This is a genomic window from Leptobacterium meishanense, from assembly GCF_037645805.1.
Taxonomy (GTDB): domain Bacteria; phylum Bacteroidota; class Bacteroidia; order Flavobacteriales; family Flavobacteriaceae; genus Leptobacterium_A; species Leptobacterium_A meishanense.
This window is the reverse complement of sequence record NZ_JBBEXE010000007.1, coordinates 105,395-125,065: the sequence shown is the minus strand read 5'-3', so window position 1 is coordinate 125,065 and position 19,671 is coordinate 105,395. Positions and strand designations below refer to the sequence as shown.

The window sequence follows — 19,671 nt, the reverse complement described above, 5'->3', positions numbered from 1 at the left end:
ACTAGGGCCATTGTTGGTAACCGTTAAGGTGAACACCACATTGTCCCCTACATTCGGAGTGCCTTTGTCTACTACTTTGTTCATTACTAAATCGGCCAACATAGTCCCTGCAGAATCTGTGTTATTGGTTAAATCACTATCTGGTTGATTCCCTGTTACTGTAGCTACATTTAAGTAATCGCCTGTTGGGTTTACAGTTGCTGTAATCGTTAAGGTTCGTGGAGGGTCAGCTACTGCCACATTCCCTATATTCCATATCCCAGTAAATTGATTGTAGGTACCAATGGACGGGGTACTAGATACATAGGTATACCCATCTGGCAATAAGTCATCCACTTCTACCCCTGTGGCATCATCAGGTCCATTATTGTCCACTGTTATCGTAAAGGTTACATTAGCTCCTGCTCCCGCATTAGGATTATTAATCGTTTTGGTTATACTTAAATCTGCATCTAAATTAGAAATATTGACTATCGTAGGTTCTTTGTCAAAATCTTGGTTAGGGTCATCGGAGTTTAATACTTGCAAAGGTGCTAAAAAATCGATGGCTGTAAAGCTTGACTGTATGTCGGTTAAGGTTGCTTGGTTATAATAGCTCTCGGGTATTGCCGGTAATTGAACGTCAACCGTAATGGTTACCGTATTTCCTGCCGGAATAGAAAGGTTATCTATAAATAGGGTTTTATTGCCATTTGTAAAACTTGCGGGAATTGTTTCCGTAGCACCCATTATATTCAATGTCCCCGGTAAAAACACACCATCTACAGGGGTAGCACTTTCATCATCTCCGGTATCAATGAAGTCATTTACAGATCTTAAGTCATCTGATACATCTAATGTCATCACATCCTTTAGCAGGTTGGAAAATGTATAGGTATAGGTAACTGTTGACCCGGGAACTGCATTCTGGGGAAATACTGATTTTAATGGCTTAGGTGCCCCTGCACAAGCACAGGCGTCATTATTACCTGTTGTTGGACCATTATATTGTATATCTGCAACCGGGGTGGTATCTACATTCCTTATGCTATAAACCCTCCCAGGGCTGTTTTGGCCGGCATAAAAAACGCCGTTGCTATCAAACCATGTCGCCCCATAATCGCCAGTTCCTAAGTTTATTCCCTGTATCGTTTTTCTGGTTACCGGCACATTCCCTCCTGCCTCATTTGGAAGGTCTATTACTACTAAATTGTTCCCTCCTCTTTCTACACCATATAGTTTACCGTCTACCGGGTTAAAAGCAAAGTCTACAAAATTATATCCGGCTGACATGGTCAATTTTTCAACCACAATAGGCCCACTAGTGGAAACATCTATCTTGTACAGTTTACGAGAATAGGTGTTTGGAGGAGCCCCTGTTTCTACATTGATTCTCGCATAAAGATTTCCGTCAAAATCCATATCTCCCAAATTCAGAAAGGGCGTATTGACATCTAACGTTAAAGCACCTAAATTGGTAACTGTTTCGTTGGCGTCAATCCGTAATAAGCGGCCTGGGGTAGGTGCTGTGGAGACCCCATATATAAAGCCATCTTCTATATTGAACCCGGTAGCATTGTACTGCCAACCCCCTGCATTCCCTGCAGGGTTTACCCGTGTATAAACACTCCCCCCAGGAATTAAGCGTTCTACTTCCAGTAATCTTGTGCTTGGATCTACACTAATATATGCTTGGCCGTCACACACGAAAGGTGTTTGGGCGTGTATTTTATAAGCCGTTAAACAGTATAAAACAATGGCGATATATTTAATCTTAGAAAAGAAGATTTTCATAATATTATTACAATTCAGATGATGGTGTATTTTTTAAAAATTTTCAAAAAGTAGCAGAGATTATATATCTCTGACTATGATAGTTATAACAAAAGTAGTTTCGATGGTAAACAGCAATACTTATCTAATGATAAAAAGGGATGTTTATGTAAATAGAGGGGTGAGTTTATTTATTTTGATGCCTTTTATAAAATAAATTTTGTGTAGTGTATAGGATATTGTTCATTTATAGCTAGAAGGTATATTAAATAGTTGAAATACTCATTCAAAGAAAAGATGTTAATTTAAGTAGTATTATAGTTTTTTTAACACTCGCTAATTGTGTAAACTTTGTTCAAGTTCTACTAAGCAAACAATTCTATACCTCTTAACCTTAAGATAAATATTGAATAAGGCTATTTCATATTATCCAATAATTTTTATCATTATAAAACGTAGCTACCATATTATTGCACTAAGATACGTTTGACTTTTCCCCCTCTTGTATCATTCCCAATTCTAATGAGGTATATTCCTGAAGGAGCATAGGACATATCTAAATCATACGAATAAACACCGCTTATATTTATAACCTTATTAGCCACTAATTGCTGGCCTAGCATATTGTATACCGATATTTCTAAAGGTTCAGTTACCGTAAGGCTTGACAATGAAATTTCATGCTGTTTATTGCCTTTATATAAAATGACAAACTCACTATCTTTCAATGAAAATTTATCGGTACTCAAAGTACTATCCGTAATATTTACTTTATAATCATGTGTAGTCGCAAAATCCATAGGGTCACATGGATTATTCAAATCTCCTGAAAAAGCAATATCTCCCGCCCGTATTCTCAACAAATGTTCCCCTAAAGCAGCTGCTCCAGGTATTACTAAATTAATATTTACAGTAGTATTAGCATTAGATAAAAGAACATCTGTTAATAATTGTTCTGATGGTTCAAATGTACTATTATCATTAAAATCAATCCAAAGCGACATCCGATCACCAGCATATCCTGTTTGAACTGCAAGATTAAAAGTCCCTGTACTCCTATCCAAATCTGTTACCATCCCGGTAAAATCTTCATACCCTGTATTGCAGGCGATCGCAAGATTGCTTATTGTACCTAATTGAAATGAAGTGATGCCATCCCCATAAGTACAATCAGATATAGGTTGGCAAAAAGCGTTTTGTACAGTTGCTGTCTTTGTGTCGTTTGCGGCATTTTGATCTCCAGGCAATTGGGTCGTTGCAGAAACATTATAAACGTTTATAGCTGAAAAATCAAACCCTGTTGAAAAAGAATAATCAACAAAAGAATTTGCAGAAATAGCAGGTATGGTTTCCATCACTGCAGAACCCCCGTCAACTGAATACGACACATCTACATTTGACTGAGCAAGCCCACCATAATTACGGACCCTTACTGAAATAGTTTCATTAGCAGATAATCCGACTCCTGATAAAGGAGAAAAAACATCTTCAATACCTACATCATTTGAAAATAAATTAGATCTGTTTGTAACATATATGTCATTAGCACTGTTTTCATCTCCTGTCAAATCTGTTCCTGCAGTAATTTGATAGTTTTGTCCTTGAACAGCCATATTAGCAGTCGTTGTAAAGGTGAACTGGTCATCTGCCCCAGCAGCAATGGTATTTGTAAAGGTTTCAGTAACTACAGTACCTCCATCTATTTGGTAGGTTACATCAAAATTAGACTGAGAAGTCAAGCCATAATTTCGGATAGTAACTGTAATCTGCTCCGAGTTGGACAATATGCCATTTTGAGGGTCCGTAATTGCAACTATTCCCACATCATTGTTAGTGTCCGAAGCTACTTTAAATACCCCGACATGGTTTTTTCTGGCCCCACCTGAAAAATATTCTCCCGTAAACCACATTGTTTGATCATCTACAGGGTCTATTGTCATTTGCGAATAGTCTCCATAACGAGAGTTTGGGTTTATTTGCGTCCCATTTACAACGGTTTCTTCAGCAAGGGTCATTTCCCCTAACATATCCCCAACAAACCGGCCTGTGAAACGTAGAGATGGAAACATGGTGGAGCTCACTATAGTATATCCCATTCCTATGTTTCCTAAATTATCTATTGCCATTGCACCGGAAAAAGCGCTATGGCCATCAGGTTGTGCATAAGTGCCTTCTTGATATACAGTCCATGGATCTCCATCGTTCACTTGCCGTAACTCATACCATCGGATCCCTGCCAAATTATCATTCCCGTCCAAGTCCACTACAAAATTAAACACTACTGAATTGTGGGTAGGAAACCGTCGGTATTGGGCCATATACATAATTGTAGCTTGCAAAGCATCTATATCAGATCCGGAAGGTTGTGGAAGGTTAACAAAACTACCCCCATCAAACAACCCGTCAAAGGCGGTTACAGGCAACTGTTGAGGTGCCGAAATCGTTGAATTTGCCGGAATAGCCCAGTCAACATTAATATTCCATATTTTCAGGTGGTCACTAGTAACATTTGCCCACGCATCATCTTGCATATACACAATCGGGGCATTCCCTAGCGGAGGAAGTTCAGAACCATTTGTATTGAACCCTAAAGGGCTATAAAACCCATTTACTTCAATTCCGGGAAGCGGAAACCCAATAATTTTAGCTACAGGGCTTCCTGTAAGTAGCTTGTCCCGTTCTAAAGCAAATACCACCTCATTTGTGTCTGGAGAGAACTGATCTTTATTTGCTGTTATATAATACCCATCCGACCAAATGGAATATTTAGGATAATCCGGAAAACTATCCGTATTAAAACGGTACGTAAACCATCCGTCATTTACCGGATCCGGCCCTTGTGAAACGGCTATTAAAAACCCATTAGGTGTATCACTAAATTGTGTAATGACAAATCGGTCTGCATACCGGTCATATATGACAATAGGATCTCCTAGGTTTTCACCAGGAAAAATAGTAGCTAATGATGATGGGGCTACTAATTGATTGCCTGATCTGTCATAAATGGCAAAGTTGGAATTCCATGCATTTATATAATGGTTAGGGCCTATTGCTCCCGTAGGATCGGTAGGAGTTGCAAAGGAAGATGCTGATTCAAATGTAAGCAGGGGTGCCTTCCCTTTTATTTGTCCAGGGTTCTTTTGCCATAATGGATCAGGCCCCACAGGGGTCCCTTTACCTATTACGGCTTTATTGGCACCTTGTTTCTTGGGGTTGTATATTTTAAATTCATTTTTTACCGGAACCAATTTCTGCCGGGACAATGGTGCTATTTTTTTTACATAAACAGCCTCTGATACATATGTTGCTTTAGCACCAGACGGTACATTCTGACCGAAAAGCAACGCATTGATCAAAAGAAATGTCAAGATAAGTAGGGGGTTTTTCATTGCTTCAGTGTTTTTAATATTAAGTAAATTATAAAAAAACATCTTTTAAACAATCAAATAAAAGAATAAGGGACAAATGACATAGATTAGAGGAATTTAATATAGATTGGGGGGCAAATAATTGACTTTTTAGTGAGGTTATTAATACCATGCTTGAAGATATGGTGAAGAGATTGTTTGTTTATTTTCTATGGCCTTAATTTCTGCATAAAACACCTATTTATAAGACTCTAATAAAAACTTTATTATTGAGTATTCTACAACCATGTTTTTATGCGTATAGCTTCTTGCATTATAGTATCTAAATCTGCTATTTGTACTCTTTTTTGCTCCATGGTGTCCCTATAGCGTATGGTGACAGTATTATCTTCTGTTGTTTGGTGGTCAACGGTAATACAAAAAGGTGTTCCTGCTGCATCTTGCCTACGATAACGGCGCCCGATAGCATCTTTTTCATCGTATGTGACCATGAAGTCCCATTGCAGGGTATCAATTATTTTCCTTGCTACTTCTGGCAGTCCATCTTTTTTAACCAAGGGTAATATAGCGGCTTTTATAGGAGCCAATACAGCGGGTAATTTTAAAATTGTCCGACTACTGCCATCCGGTAACGGTTCTTCTTGTAGCGCATGGGAGAATACTGCTAAGAACATTCTGTCTAAACCAATAGAGGTCTCTATAACATAAGGCACGTAGCTTTTATTTTCTTCGGGGTCAAAATAGTGTAATTTTTTGCCTGAATATTTTTCGTGATTGGCTAAATCAAAATCTGTTCTGGAATGGATGCCTTCTAATTCTTTAAACCCGAATGGAAAACGGAATTCAATATCGGCAGCAGCATCTGCATAGTGAGCCAGTTTTTCATGATCGTGAAACCGGTAATTTTCTGCTCCCATCCCAAGGGACAGGTGCCATTTTAACCGGGTTTCTTTCCAATGTTCATACCATTTTTTCTGAGTGCCGGGTTTTATAAAAAATTGCATTTCCATTTGTTCAAACTCCCGCATACGGAAGATGAATTGGCGTGCTACAATTTCATTCCGGAACGCTTTTCCGGTCTGGGCAATCCCGAACGGAATTTTCATCCTTCCAGATTTCTGAACATTCAGAAAGTTTACAAAAATGCCTTGAGCCGTTTCGGGACGAAGGTACAAGTCTGTAGCATGTGCTGCAGAAGCTCCTAATTTAGTCCCAAACATAAGGTTGAACTGTTTTACGTCTGTCCAATTTTTAGAGCCTGTTTCGGGATCCGCAATTCCCAGTTCTTCAATCAATGCTTTTACATCGTCCAAATCTTCTTTTTCAAGCGATCGGGCCATTCGTTCTACAATCGTTGTTGCTTTTTCTTTATAGTCCAGCACCCTTTTATTGGTAGCCAAAAATTGTTCTTTATCAAAAGCTTCTCCAAAACGCTTTGCCGCTTTTTGAAGTTCTTTGTCAATTTTAGCTTCTATCTTTGCCACATAGTCTTCAATAAGCACATCGGCCCTGTAGCGTTTTTTAGAGTCCTTATTATCAATCAAGGGGTCATTAAAAGCATCTATATGACCTGAGGCTTTCCATGTAGTGGGGTGCATAAAGATTGCTGCATCTATCCCTACAATGTTTTCATGCATTTGCACCATGGCTTTCCACCAATATGCTTTGATATTGTTTTTTAATTCTACGCCATTTTGACCATAATCATATACTGCGCTTAAGCCGTCATATATTTCGCTAGAGGGAAATATGTATCCATATTCTTTTGCGTGGGCTATGACTTTTTTGAAATGCTCCTCTTGTTTTGCCATGCGGCAAAAATAGTTTTTTTCAACAGGATTTTATTGTTATTTGAGTTGAAAAATGGTAGATGCTATTAATTTTTCCCGGAGAAACAGGTTGAAGGTATAATTTCCGCTTCGGGCAGTTCCTTGTTTTGTAGTAACGTAGTCGCAAACTGCTACGGGATCATCTTCGATTATTACATTTATTTTTTTGCTATAGGTCAACACGTCTTTGCCAAAACGTATCCGTTTTTTTGCCCCCAGTACATTGTTTGCCGGATCTATTATTTGTAGGTACAATTCCTTATCCATATCGTCCAGTAATTTATTGGGTAAAATGGTGAAACATCCCCGTATCCGCTCAGCCCTTGCAGCTCTATCGGTAGCTACAAGTTTTCCGCTTGATTTTATTTTGAAAGCATCACCGCGAAATTCATAGATGTTGAGTATGGAACCGTCTGCTATTTTTTCTGAGAGGTTTGTATTGATATCAACCAATGAATCGCTATAGCTATTTAAAAGGGTATTCGTTTTTTTCAGTGCATCTGTATAGTCGCTCAATTTCATAATCTTAAGGTTGCTACTATCAATCTCACGTTCCAACAGAAGGTTTTGGTATTGTATGGAATCTATAACACGCCTGTAACGCTGGTTTTCATCTCTTAACCGAGACAATTCTTTTCGGTAGCCTGTAAGTATACTATAATCTATATTGAGTTCATTGAGGGAATCTAACAATACTGCTATCCGTTGTTTGCTAAAATTAATTTCTTGCATGTAAGTGCCACGAACTTCAGCCAATTCACCAAAACTCTGTTGCATTGCTTTAAGGTCATCAATAATCATTTGTTTCTCATTGGCCAAAAATGTGAGTTTTTGATTGCTTTCTTTATAGTTAAAATAGGTGAGTGTAATAAGCCCCGCTATTGCTATTAACAATGCTATAAGGATAATTTTATGGCCTGATGGTTTGTTTTTTGGCTTCATTTATTTTTCTTTGACTTTGATTTTACTCAAAATCCCGGTTGCTCCTGAATGATAAATATACTAAATGATATTGAAACGCTCTTCTTCCCTCCTGTATGTCCGGGATGCGACTCTATCCTGCTTAAAAACGAAAAAACGGTGTGTGTGGTATGTCGGCATCAGCTTCCATTGACAAATTATCATGCTGTTCAAGGAAATCCGGTTGAAAAAATATTTTACGGTCGTGTGGAGATCGTCCATGCTACTGCCTTTTTAGCCTTTCAAAAGAAGGGGTTGGCACAACGGCTTATTCATCAATTAAAGTATAAAGGAAATCAAGCTATTGGAGGTTTTATAGGGGAATGGATGGGAAGCGTGCTTATGAATAATTTCCATTATCAAACTGTTGATGTTGTAGTCCCGGTGCCTTTACATCCTAAAAAATTACGGAAAAGGGGTTATAACCAAGTAAGTGCTTTTGGTAAAAAAATTGCCGGTGCTCTTAATGCCAGCTACAATGATGATGCATTAATACGGGTATCACATTCAAAAACACAGACTTTTAAAAACCGGATTGCCCGATGGAACAATGCTTCTTTTATTTTTGATGTGGAGCATCCCGGTTCATTAAAGGGTAAACATATTTTGTTGATAGATGATGTCATTACTACCGGTGCTACATTAGAAGCTTGTGCAATTACGCTTCAAAAAATAGAAAATGTCCAAATCAGCATTGCTACTATGGCCATTACCATTTAATTTCTGAGTTCATAAAATTAATTGTTATTTTGCAGCGCATTCATGTGTGTTTTTATGAGCAGTAAATTTATTCGGATTAGTGTTTGTTTAGTAGTCTTCTCAATGCTCATTAATTGTGCTAAAAGAGGTACTCCAAATGGTGGTGACCGGGATACCATGCCCCCAAAAATGGTGAAGGCTTCTCCTGAGATAAATACCACTGATTTTACGGAAAAGAAAATCCGTATCTATTTTGATGAATATATTAAATTTAAAGATCTTCAGAAACAACTTATAGTTTCTCCCCCACTGAATCAGCTACCGGAAATAAAGCCACAGGGAGGGGCTAGCAAATTTGTTGAAATAAAGATAAAAGACACTTTAAAAGAAAACACAACATACGTCTTTAACTTTGGGCAAAGCATCGTAGATAATAATGAAGAAAACCCTTATCCGTTTTTTAAATATGTTTTTTCTACAGGTAATTATATTGATTCATTAGCTGTTTCAGGGGTTGTAAAGGATGCTGAGAAAAAAAATCCCGATACTTTTGTGTCTGTATTGTTGTACGAAGTCGATTCTACATATACAGATTCTATTGTCTATAAAAACCTTCCAACATATGTAACAAATACATTGGATAGTGCCGCAACTTTTCAGCTTACTAATTTAAAGGCCGGGAAATACATGCTAGTGGGGTTAAAAGATGTTGCAAATAATTTTTTGTTTAATCAGAAAACTGATAAAATAGGTTTTTTAAAAGATTTTATTGAAGTCCCCACCGACTCTGTATATACGCTTACGCTTTTTAAAGAGGTTACTGATTATAAAGTTTCTAAGCCTGTTTTAGTTTCTAAAAACCGGGTTCTATTTGGGTATGAAGGTGAAGATGCATACGAAAAAATGACTGTCGAATTACTTACTAAAACACCAGATACATTCAAATATAAAATCATTAAAGACCGCGAAAAGGATACCCTGCATTATTGGTTTACTCCCTTTGATGTTGATTCGTTAGTTTTTAAAGTTTCGCATTCTCAAAAAACAGATACTTTTTCAGTAAAAATTAAAGAGTTGTATCGTGACTCTTTAGTGCTCTCCGGTATGCAAAGAGGTGATATCCTTTTTAATAATCCTTTCAAGATTGCAAGCAACATTCCACTGATAAAAAAAGATGACCGCAATATATTATTAATAAAAAGCGATTCTGCCAACGTTGATTTTGATACAGTTATTGACACTTTAAGTAATGAGCTGCTCGTAAACTGGAATATCCGTCCTAATGAAAAGTATATTTTACAATTGCTTCCAAATGCCTTAACTGATTTCTATGGGAACACTAATGACACACTAAATTATTACTTAAGTTCAAAAAGTTATGCCGATCTGGGAAATATTAGTATTTCGTTACGTAATGTTTCCAGTTACCCTATTATTATACAACTTACAGATGAGAAAGGTGTTGTAAAAGCCGAGCAATATGTAGAGAAAACATTGCCTTCTTACGATTTTAGGTTCTTAAATCCTGGTAAATACCATATCCGTGTTGTGTTTGATACTAATAAGAATGGTAAGTGGGATACAGGAAATTATCTTCAAAAACTGCAACCTGAACGGATCAGCTATTATCCTGACTTATTAGAATTACGCGCCAATTGGGAGCTACAGCAAGTTTTTACACTAGAGTAAACGAATCCCTGTCTGATAAAAACTTCAATTTATTTCTATAGCGATTCATGTGTTCTTTATCAAGGTTAACAATAAGTATTTCTTCTTTTTTTGAAAAAACCAACTCATTGCCCAACACATCATAAATACCTGAATGCCCCGGATATTCATATCCATTAGTATCAACACCCACACGGTTAACACCTATACAATACGCCATGTTCTCAATAGCCCTGGCCTTTAGAAGTACATCCCAAGCATTAATTCTGGGTTTTGGCCAGTTGGCTACATACAATAATAGGTCATAATTATCTATATTTCTTGCCCATACGGGAAACCTAAGGTCATAACATATCTGAGGGCATATTCTCCACCCCTTATAGTTAATGGTTTTTCGTTCCTTTCCGGCCTCATATACTTTGTCTTCTCCGGCCAGTGTAAAAGTGTGCCGTTTGTCATATTTTTCTATACTCCCATCCAGGTATGCAAATAGAAACCGATTGTAATATTTATTATTTTCCCTAATAACTATGCTTCCACAAATGGCTGTATTCATCTCTTGAGCTTTGGTTTTTAACCAATTTATAGTTTCTCCTTGTGCTGCCTCTGCTACCTGCATCGCATTCATTGTAAATCCGGTAGTAAACATTTCAGGAAAAATTATCAAATCTACCGGTTCATCAATTGTTTTTAGTTTTTCTTCATAGCGCAATCGGTTTTCTTTTGGACTTTCCCAAATGATACTCGTTTGTATTAATGCGACTTTTAATTGTTGCATGAATTTTATTCTCTTATTCTTCCGTTAAATACACTCACTTTTGGATTGAACGGATTCCCCGATGCCCTTCGGAAAGAAACGATCTGACCTACATGCCATAGACAATCAGCTATGGGGCCATTGATTAAATTCCAATATGGAAACTCCGTAGTGTTCTCACCTCGTTTAAAAACAACTTTATAAGAACCCATGTCATTTTCATTGTTTTTCTTTAGAATATCACTTGCCTTTTTAAGGTTCTCTAATGTTTCTTTTCGTTTCTCCTGAAAAGTAAGCTGTGGTTTATTCTCAATTTGTTCATTAGGCAGCTTTTTAGATGCATTTAAAATAATAAAAGACATACTGTAAATATGGTCAATAGTTTCCGCTGTGCTTCTGGCTTCTTTGCCTGGTTTGTAGTTTAAATCTTCTACTCTAAGTCCTTCTGTTGCCCAATAAAACCGAAACCCTAACCCATCTATCATTCTAGCTGCAACACTCATAGCGGTATACGCATTGGGATAATCTGGAATCTGATAATAGGGTAGGTCTGGAGCGTTCATATCTTTCATAGATTGATCATTTTGTGCATTCAAATCGTAAGATAAAAAATTCATTAATCCCCATAAAAGAAAAATATATTTCATATCGTGAAATTATAATTAGTTATATGGTAAATATAAAATGTAATTCTTTCATGTTTAACAAAACTACTTATTTCATTACCCATGATCTACGAATTATAAAATAAACAATCTATAAAAATGAAAGTTGTTTTCTGTAAAAGACAAGAAAATCTTATTCTTTTATGATTTTTTTGTAATGTTTCTCACAATTCTTCGACGGATAAACCATAGCTTATTTAAGTTAAAAAAGTAAATACAGGTACCAATGGATAAAAAATCAATGCAAATTTCAAACATCCCTTTTGTGTTTTTTAAATATTTTGCTGTTCTAACCGTTCTTATGATGGCCGTGGCATTTTATCAAAGTGATTCTTTTAACACTTCTGAAAACTTATGGCAACGGCATGTTTTTACATTATTAAAAATATTTCCATTTTTAATAATATCTGCCATAGCGTTTTTATTAATTTTAAGGTCTAGAAACCGTACTAAAAGAAAACACAACTCCCCCGCTATTACAAAAAGGCGGATAAAGCTATGTTCTTCTGATGGAAAAGAAGCCTTATATCTGGATATTTGTGATCTATTGTTTATAAAAAATGAAGATGCCTATTCATGTATCTATTATTTAAAGAATGATCGCATAGAAAAACGGTTGCTCAGGGGGAACCTATCTTCTTTTGAAAAACAGTTGCAATTCCCCCTGATACGTGTTCACAGGTCGTTTGTTGTGAATTTAATAAATGTCTTTAAAATAAAAGGAAAGACTCAAGAATATAAATTAGAGATGGAACAACTTAATATGGAAATTCCTGTTTCTAAAAAGTACACAGATACGTTATTAAAAGCCTGTGATAAAATTAAATCTATTGTTTTATAATCTTAATCTTTTATCCCCGGTGTAAAATCTTCCGGTGCATTTTTTGGAGCATTGCTCGTACCTCCTCCACCTGTGTCGTTATAAATTATCCACTCATCAAAGGTATATGTAGGGTTGCCCTTACTAATTGTATTTTTCCTGACGGCCCGCCCATCTTCAAATTCGTGGTTTGTCCCTGAGCCATCTTCTCCTATAATACCAAACATATCTATTACTTTTCCATTGGCATCTGTCAACATTAAATTGTCATCACCATTGGAACCAGCAGGGCCACTGCTTGTAGCTGCAAAGTCGGGAGCAAAACCATAAACATTGGTAAACTCTGTTGCATTGGCTGCAATTACAAAAGTGGTTTTAGGTGCTATAAAATAACCTGTAAGGTCAATTGTAGAACTTATCGTAGTATTGGCATTGGTATAGCGGTGAATTTTCCATCCGGTCAAATCTACTTTTATAGTTCCGGCATTGTAAAGTTCTATAAACCGCGCCCCAGAATTGTTGTTCGGATCTGCCAACTCCGAGAAAAACACTTCTTCAGTTTCGGTTACAGCGCAAAGTGCATAGGGTTGTGTGAAGCTGATGTCTTGCAAATTCCGCATATGCAACTGTAGGGCATTGCCCCCAAGCAATATCCCAGTAATACTCCCTTTGTTTGGATTGACCAGTTCATTCGCAAAAGTTGCCTCCGCCTTTGTAAAAAGACTTAGCTCACTTTCACAATCTGTAATGATTTGTATCCCTTCATAGGTGTTTTCTAAGTTTTTAAACTCACTGTTTATTATGGTTACAAGCTTGCAATTATACGTCCCTGATCTTGCTTCTGCAATGGTTATATTCTCAGACAATGGAAGACTTCCCAAAGTTCTTGAAATGATATTTTCTATTGGAATATTTTTTACTTGAATTATCCCCTCAATTTCTTCTATTGTAGTTTCTAATAATGCTATTTCCAATGCTTCTCCTAATGCCAAATCATGATTTGTTGTAAAGCTTAATAACATCCCTGTGGAGGTGTCTTGTACAATTATTTTTTCAGCTGAAATATTTAGTGCTTCCTTATCGGAAATGACGACTGCTTTTATTTTGATGTTTTCATTGATAAGCTTTGGTATTCCTTCGTATTGGTTCTTTAGTACTTCAAGGGTTATTAATTGTGCATTGGCAAAAACATCACAACGGTTATTTGTCATTTCTGAAATATCACTCAAATCCCTGAGTAAAAGTTGGTAGCCTTCCTCTGAAAAGCTAAGAATTCCGGTTATAGCTCCATTACCTGATGGAAGGGTTGTTTCTCCATAATCGGCAAAGCGACTTGTAGGTAGTTTTAACCGGTCTCCAAAGCAATTGGTAAGTGTAGCAACTGTATTTTTCCCGTCCACTACAAAAGTGGTGTTTTCTTCTACAAACTGTATCTCGTTGATTTGTACCAATCGCCCAACATCATTTAATGATAATGTTTTTATATCCACTTCTTTTGGCAACACTTCTTCTTGCGTTTCATGGACATAACTATGTTTGAACAATTCATCTTCGGAAATTCCTTCTAATTTTCCTTCTCTTTTTGCTCCAAGGTACAATTCTCCACCTACACTGTCAATATAAAGGCCTTTAGTACTTAGCGTTATCTTTTTCCCTATCTCATACCCAGCCTCCGAGAGTTTTGTTTGATTAATTTCCACACGGATGCCCCCAGTTTCGTCTTGTACATAAATGGCCCGTGATAGGTTCCCACTGGCATCATTGGCCGTAATAATAGCTTCTACAATAAAATTGTTTTCTATCTCTAGTATGCTTTCAGAAAAGACAGCTTTTATTTCATCAATTGTTGCATTTGCAGAGGGTGGTTCACAAGAAAAAATGGTTCCATCACAACGAGGGTTTTCAAAGAGAATATCTGTAATATCCCTAATAACCAATTCGTAATCATCGCCTGATTTACCCAATACACCTGTAATGGTTCCGCTCCCTGTAGGTAGGATTACTGATTGAAAATCTGAAAAGCCGCTGTTTCGTAACGTAATTTCATGTTTATTGCAGTCTCTCAGTGTTCTTTCTGTAGTTTCCTCGGGTATTGCATAGGGTTGGCATATGGCATCAGGAGCTACTTCTACATGTTCTAATTGTACTAACGTATTCAACATTGAATCATTAAGGCCTTCTAATGTTATTTTTTGAGGGGTGATCGTTTTCAGTTCACCACAAGAAATAAAAACATGGTGTTGTATTTGAGTTGCCGGCAGCCTGCCTATTGTAGGGGCTCCTCCAAATCCGGAGAAGAGCCCTCCTAATTTAAAAACCCCTTTGTTTTTATCAAGGTACAACCCTTTTAATTTGATGGCGAGTTTTTGTCCTATTACATAAAACAGATGATACTCTCGCAAGTCGATGTCTATTTGAAAGCCTTCCACAGGGCTCTCAGGACTATCTTGAAAGTGCAATGTCCCAAAAAAATTACCGGTTTTATCACTGGAAATTACATAGCCTTCTATCACTAAGTCTTCTTGAATTTCTATGAGTTCTCCATCATAAAGGGCTTTTACTGCTGCAAAAGTGGAGTTGGCAACCAATTCTGAATTACAAAATGATTTGGGCGTCTCAAATTCGTCATTTTTTACACATCCTTGAAGCAGGAGTATCACAAAACAAACAATAATTTTTATAGTTTTCATAGCGATTTGATTAAAAACTAATGGCCAGGTTGATAAAATATGTCCGCCCGAAACCATACCAATATTTTGGCCCAAAGGAAGGGTTGCTTCTGGAAACATCAGCCGTTAACTGCCCAAAGTTTCCATTCCGGCTTTGTTCAAAGCCCCCGGTTCTAAAGATGGTGTCAAACACATTATTAATACTGGCAAAAACACTTATGTACATATCATTTACCAACCACGATTTCCCTCCTACCACATTTAAAAGGTGTATATCTTCTAAAGGCCTTTGTTTTAATAATTGTGCAATAGCTTCATCTGTAGCTCCGGGAAAGCGAGCTCCGTTGGGATCGTCAGGGTTAATGGCAAAGCTTGCTGTACGGGTAATGGTAGAAATGTCTATGTAACGATCTGATAATTGATTGGCCGTCATTCCAACCCACCAATAATCAGGGTCTCGGTATTCTATCCCTAAAGAATATGCTTTTTGGGGCCCATTGGGCAGTTTTAGCCCTTTTATATTTGTACTTCCCAAATCCAGGTTTCCTTCCGGATTTATGATGTCCTCTTCTCGTCCGGCAGTATCAAAATTGATAGTCACATGGGCATTGTCTGCATAGGTAAATTCCCCTATGGCGGCCACACCCGTTAATTTTACGGTAGGTGATGCTTGGTATTCAATCCCTATCTCACCTCCTATATGTTGTTTGGAAATTCCGGAGACTACTTCCTGGACAAAATCAGTTCCTACACCCGACTCTACAAAAAAGAAATTGATGTCGGTAACATTTTCAAAACGGGTATAGTAAGCAGTAGCACGGGCTTTTATCTCAGGTAAACGAAGTAAATAGGTAATGTCTGCTGTCTGTATGGTTTCGTTTTTTATTTCCGGAACAACTTCGTTGTTTTCTCTCGGGTTGATAAATGCATTTTGAAGGATGGGGGCTTTAGTTAAGTACCCTGCGTTTATGGATACCATATGCCTTCCCGTAATTTTATATGCCAATCCCGCTTTTATACCATAATTTGAAAATTGAAGGGTTTCACTCTTTCCCAGTGAATTTTCCTGAAAACGTTCATTTAAAAAATTCCCCTCCCTTTGGTAGCTTGTTTGGGAAATCGTCCCTGCTAAAAAAGCCTCCCATTTTTTATGATTGAACTGTAGCTGCGAAAATCCCTGAAACTCACTAGTAGTTATGGAATAATCGTAGTTAAAGCGGTCATTTTCTTCTTTGATCAAATCGTTGTTTACATCATTTCGGGTATCGGAAAAAGGATCTGTATCTTCATGAAAAGTGCTTCCTAACAAGTCTTTTATTAGTGCATAATTTTCAGAGGTAAGGGTTCTGTAGGTAACCCCAACGTCCCACGTCAATTTTTGATTGAGCTTTATATTAGCTACGGCATTTGCAGTAAGTTGGGTGTCATCTGTTCGGTCTTCTTGTAATAGATAAACACTCTTGCCGGCTAGTTGTTCATTCGAATTTGCCTGAAAAACAGCTTGCCAATTGAGTTGTGGGTTTAATAAAAAGCCTTCTTTGGCAAGATTTGCATTCTCAAAATTAGCTCCTCCCGGACTGTTAATATAAAAACTTGGCAGATACCTGTAATATGACGGATCCGGATTGGGCGCGTTAAAATAACTCAATCGGGTCCGTCCTATTTTTCCAAATTGATAGGCAATTCCGGCATTTAATTTAAAGTTTTGAGCATCATACAAATAATTGAACATCACTATTGGTTCTTGGATGGTACGCACCCTGGAGTTCCGGATATCTCCATTTTGTATTCCCCAATAAGGGTTATAGGTATTGCCAACCAGATCAAAAACCTCTTCTGTCAATGGTGCAGAACGTCCCCTTCGATTTGATGCCAGCAATGCTGTTAAGTTAAGACTATGGTTTTTTGCCGGTAGGTATTCTACTGTAGCAAATACTGAATAGGCATCGTAAAGTGTCCCTGCGATGTAGCCTTCTTCCGTCCAACGCCTTGATGCTGAAACGGAGTAAGCAAAATTGCTTTTTTGAAGCCCTGAATGGTATGTTGCCATAACCCTGCCCCTATACGTACGGTTAGACGCTGAAGAAGACAGTCGCAATCCCGGACGGTAAAGGGATGCCCTGATATTTATGTTTGTAGTCCCTGCTATTCCTCCAAAGGTAACCGATGAAGGAGCAAGGCCATAAGTAAACTCTTGATTTCTGATTATATCATTTAACCCTCCCCAATTATTCCATTGTGGGCGGCCGTTAAAAAATTTGTTCATGGGAATGCCGTTTATCAAAACAGCTCCGTCTCGTGAGTCATAGCCCCGGGGTTTAAAAAAGGCTTGTCCAAAATCAAATGCTGCCCTACTTAGAAATACGTCTCTGGTAGCTTGTAATATTCCCACAGGGTTATCAATCTCACTATCATCAAACAAATCATTTTCTGTGAGTGTTATCAAGTTATCTGTTTTTTCTTGGGAAAGATCTTTTTCTAGATAAATAGCTCCCACATCTAAAGCTATTTCAGAAGTGCTGCTAACCGGCAATCGTTGTGTGATATATCCAAAAGCTTTGATGTTTATTATATAACTATCTACAGGAATATCACTAAAAAGAAAAGTTCCTTCTTTATTTGTTGTTTCAGATATCCCCAATTCCTCTATTGTTGCTGTACCATTTTTAATAGGGTTTTTGGTTTGAGTATCTATAATAATCCCTTTTAGCTGCATTTTTTGGGATGTCGCTGAAAAGGATAGCGCTATAGTAAAAAATAAAAGTATTCGCTTGTTCATTTCACTTATAAAAGCGGCGAATATAGTAAAAAACTATTTTAAAAAACTATTTTTCTTATTTATAATATTGAAAAAGATTATAAAATATAATAAGAATAAAAATGTATTAATATGCGTATATTCTTTCTTTTATTGTTTATATTCATACGGGTAAATGCTCAAAATAACCGTAGTTATTCTATAAGAACTATTGCTTTTTATAATGTGGAAAACTTATTTGACACTATCAATAACCCTATTACCAATGATGACAATCGCACCCCTAAAGGGAGTTATAAATGGACTTCTGAAAAATATCATGAAAAAATAGCGCGGATTGCATATGTTATTTCTGATATTGGAAAATCCGTAACAAAAACTGCTCCAGATATTATAGGGCTTGCCGAAATCGAAAACAATACTGTTTTAAATGACCTTATTGAAACCTCCAGTCTCATTAATGAAAATTATGGGGTTCTTCATTATGATTCTCCGGATGAACGGGGAATTGATGTGGCTTTACTTTTTAAGAAAGCGGTATTTACACCTCTCAGCTTTAAGGCACATAAACTTATCGTATATAATGAAAATGAGTACCGGGATTATAGCCGCGATCAACTATTGGTAAGTGGTTTACTTGATGGCGAAATGATCCATTTCATAGTCAACCATTGGCCTTCACGAAGTGGCGGGAAAACAAAAAGTGACCCTAAACGGCGCGAAGCGGCTTTGTTGAACAAAAAAATTATTGACTCGCTTTTAAAAAAGAACCCTAAAGCTAAAATTATAAGTATGGGTGATTTTAATGATGACCCTTCTGACCGGAGTTTTAAAAAAGTGCTGAAAACACATGGAAACCGAGCTGCTGATGAAGAATATTTCCTTTATAACCCTATGGAACAACTGGAGAAAAAAGGTGTTGGTTCTTTAGCACACCGCGACCGTTGGCATTTGTTTGATCAGCTCTTTTTTACTTCCGAGTTTCTTAAGAAGGATATGACTTCTTTCCGATATTGGAAAGCCGGTATTTTTAACCCTTCATATCTTATTACCCCTTCCGGAAGGTACAAAGGGTATCCATACAGGAGCTATTCCAACGGGCAGTTTACAAAAGGGTATAGTGATCATTTCCCTGTGTATTTATATTTGATAAAGGCTGTTAATTAATAATTGCTTAAAGACGAAACTGTCTAAAAAATTATAAAGATCTCTCACAATGACAGAAAAAAATTAGCTTATCCACATATTCCATGGTATCCTGCTCAGGATAATTATTAACCCTAGCACGTAGAACAGTGCTATTTTTCCAAATTTACGTTTGCTTGTAGTTTCTTTTTTATGCTTAGACCATCCTATGGTAATCAAAGCAATTGCTAAAATATTGGAAATAGGATGTTCTACTAATAATAAACGGGCATCTGCATTTTTCATAATGCCTCCCATTCCTAATTCGCTCCACAAAGCAAAGCGCGCAGAAACAACATATAGTATCAATCCTATAAGTAATTGAAGGTGTGAAAATATCAACCCAAAAAGGCTAATCCGAAGATCTTTGCTTAGTTTAAATTCTTTGTTGCCAAAATACCCTATAAGGGCATTAACAGAGGCTATTATGAGCACCAATAACGTTAAATAGGCCCAATAGGAATGAAGTGTTTGAACAGCAGTGTACATACGATTGTTTTTTAGTTTCTCAAAAATACTGATTTTTGGGTATTAAAAAACT

The 19,671-nt window shown here is 37.1% G+C and carries 13 protein-coding genes; 4 read left to right on the top strand and 9 right to left on the bottom strand.

Translation table 11 applies throughout. The features are described 5' to 3' along the window. The 4 genes from WBG21_RS09170 to WBG21_RS09155 all read right to left on the bottom strand — a co-directional run. A partial coding sequence (locus tag WBG21_RS09170; protein WP_340077135.1) for a DUF6923 family protein occupies positions 1-1,773 on the bottom strand: 1,773 nt, incomplete at its 3' end. Between the two features lie 446 nt (positions 1,774-2,219). Next, positions 2,220-5,141: a GEVED domain-containing protein gene (locus tag WBG21_RS09165; protein WP_340077133.1), complete on the bottom strand. Its 2,922-nt coding sequence runs from the start codon at positions 5,139-5,141 to the stop codon at positions 2,220-2,222. A gap of 257 nt (positions 5,142-5,398) precedes the next feature. Then, positions 5,399-6,931: a glycine--tRNA ligase gene (locus WBG21_RS09160; protein ID WP_340077132.1), complete on the bottom strand. Its 1,533-nt coding sequence runs from the start codon at positions 6,929-6,931 to the stop codon at positions 5,399-5,401. Positions 6,932-6,967: 36 nt separating this feature from the next. Beyond that, positions 6,968-7,891, bottom strand: coding sequence for a hypothetical protein (locus WBG21_RS09155; protein ID WP_340077130.1), 924 nt, complete (start codon positions 7,889-7,891; stop codon positions 6,968-6,970). A 48-nt stretch (positions 7,892-7,939) separates the two neighbouring features. Between WBG21_RS09155 and WBG21_RS09150 the strand changes: the two genes are divergently transcribed. Further along, entirely contained in the window at positions 7,940-8,629 is a 690-nt protein-coding gene (locus tag WBG21_RS09150; RefSeq protein WP_340077128.1) for a ComF family protein, read from the top strand. A 102-nt stretch (positions 8,630-8,731) separates the two neighbouring features. Continuing rightward, a complete protein-coding gene (locus tag WBG21_RS09145; RefSeq protein ID WP_340077126.1) occupies positions 8,732-10,297 on the top strand; it encodes an Ig-like domain-containing domain in 1,566 nt (521 codons plus the stop codon). Here the strand turns inward: WBG21_RS09145 and WBG21_RS09140 are convergent. Further along, positions 10,284-11,054 (bottom strand): amidohydrolase, encoded by a 771-nt coding sequence (locus WBG21_RS09140; RefSeq protein WP_340077124.1) that lies wholly within the window; start codon positions 11,052-11,054, stop codon positions 10,284-10,286. The two genes, WBG21_RS09145 and WBG21_RS09140, sit on opposite strands and share 14 nt — an antisense overlap. Positions 11,055-11,059: 5 nt before the next feature. Beyond that, positions 11,060-11,680 carry a hypothetical protein gene (locus WBG21_RS09135; protein ID WP_340077122.1) on the bottom strand — a complete coding sequence of 207 codons (621 nt, stop codon included), beginning with the start codon at positions 11,678-11,680 and terminating at the stop codon, positions 11,060-11,062. A 244-nt stretch (positions 11,681-11,924) separates the two neighbouring features. On the opposite strand from WBG21_RS09135, the gene WBG21_RS09130 reads away from it, so the two are divergent. Next, positions 11,925-12,539 carry a LytTR family DNA-binding domain-containing protein gene (locus tag WBG21_RS09130; RefSeq protein WP_340077120.1) on the top strand — a complete coding sequence of 205 codons (615 nt, stop codon included), beginning with the start codon at positions 11,925-11,927 and terminating at the stop codon, positions 12,537-12,539. Between the two features lie 2 nt (positions 12,540-12,541). On the opposite strand, the gene WBG21_RS09125 is transcribed toward WBG21_RS09130, so the two are convergent. Further along, complete coding sequence (locus WBG21_RS09125; RefSeq protein ID WP_340077118.1) at positions 12,542-15,208, bottom strand: DUF5689 domain-containing protein; 2,667 nt, start codon at positions 15,206-15,208, stop codon at positions 12,542-12,544. Positions 15,209-15,218: 10 nt separating this feature from the next. Further along, entirely contained in the window at positions 15,219-17,966 is a 2,748-nt protein-coding gene (locus WBG21_RS09120; protein WP_340077116.1) for a TonB-dependent receptor, read from the bottom strand. A gap of 111 nt (positions 17,967-18,077) precedes the next feature. On the opposite strand from WBG21_RS09120, the gene WBG21_RS09115 reads away from it, so the two are divergent. Further along, the gene (locus WBG21_RS09115) at positions 18,078-19,112 is read left to right on the top strand and encodes an endonuclease/exonuclease/phosphatase family protein (RefSeq protein WP_340077114.1); all 1,035 of its coding nucleotides are present in this window, start codon (positions 18,078-18,080) and stop codon (positions 19,110-19,112) included. Between the two features lie 63 nt (positions 19,113-19,175). Here the strand turns inward: WBG21_RS09115 and WBG21_RS09110 are convergent, their stop codons facing one another. After that, positions 19,176-19,619, bottom strand: coding sequence for a hypothetical protein (locus WBG21_RS09110; protein ID WP_340077112.1), 444 nt, complete (start codon positions 19,617-19,619; stop codon positions 19,176-19,178). Positions 19,620-19,671 lie beyond the last annotated feature (52 nt).

Coding starts and splice junctions, on each gene's coding strand:
- WBG21_RS09155 (WP_340077130.1), bottom strand. CDS start 7,891: ATGAAGCCAAAAAACAAACCATCAGGCCATAAAATTATCCTTATAGCA.
- WBG21_RS09120 (WP_340077116.1), bottom strand. CDS start 17,966: ATGAACAAGCGAATACTTTTATTTTTTACTATAGCGCTATCCTTTTCA.
- WBG21_RS09135 (WP_340077122.1), bottom strand. CDS start 11,680: ATGAAATATATTTTTCTTTTATGGGGATTAATGAATTTTTTATCTTAC.
- WBG21_RS09145 (WP_340077126.1), top strand. CDS start 8,732: ATGCTCATTAATTGTGCTAAAAGAGGTACTCCAAATGGTGGTGACCGG.
- WBG21_RS09165 (WP_340077133.1), bottom strand. CDS start 5,141: ATGAAAAACCCCCTACTTATCTTGACATTTCTTTTGATCAATGCGTTG.
- WBG21_RS09125 (WP_340077118.1), bottom strand. CDS start 15,208: ATGAAAACTATAAAAATTATTGTTTGTTTTGTGATACTCCTGCTTCAA.
- WBG21_RS09110 (WP_340077112.1), bottom strand. CDS start 19,619: ATGTACACTGCTGTTCAAACACTTCATTCCTATTGGGCCTATTTAACG.
- WBG21_RS09130 (WP_340077120.1), top strand. CDS start 11,925: ATGGATAAAAAATCAATGCAAATTTCAAACATCCCTTTTGTGTTTTTT.
- WBG21_RS09150 (WP_340077128.1), top strand. CDS start 7,940: ATGATAAATATACTAAATGATATTGAAACGCTCTTCTTCCCTCCTGTA.
- WBG21_RS09115 (WP_340077114.1), top strand. CDS start 18,078: ATGCGTATATTCTTTCTTTTATTGTTTATATTCATACGGGTAAATGCT.
- WBG21_RS09140 (WP_340077124.1), bottom strand. CDS start 11,054: ATGCAACAATTAAAAGTCGCATTAATACAAACGAGTATCATTTGGGAA.
- WBG21_RS09160 (WP_340077132.1), bottom strand. CDS start 6,931: ATGGCAAAACAAGAGGAGCATTTCAAAAAAGTCATAGCCCACGCAAAA.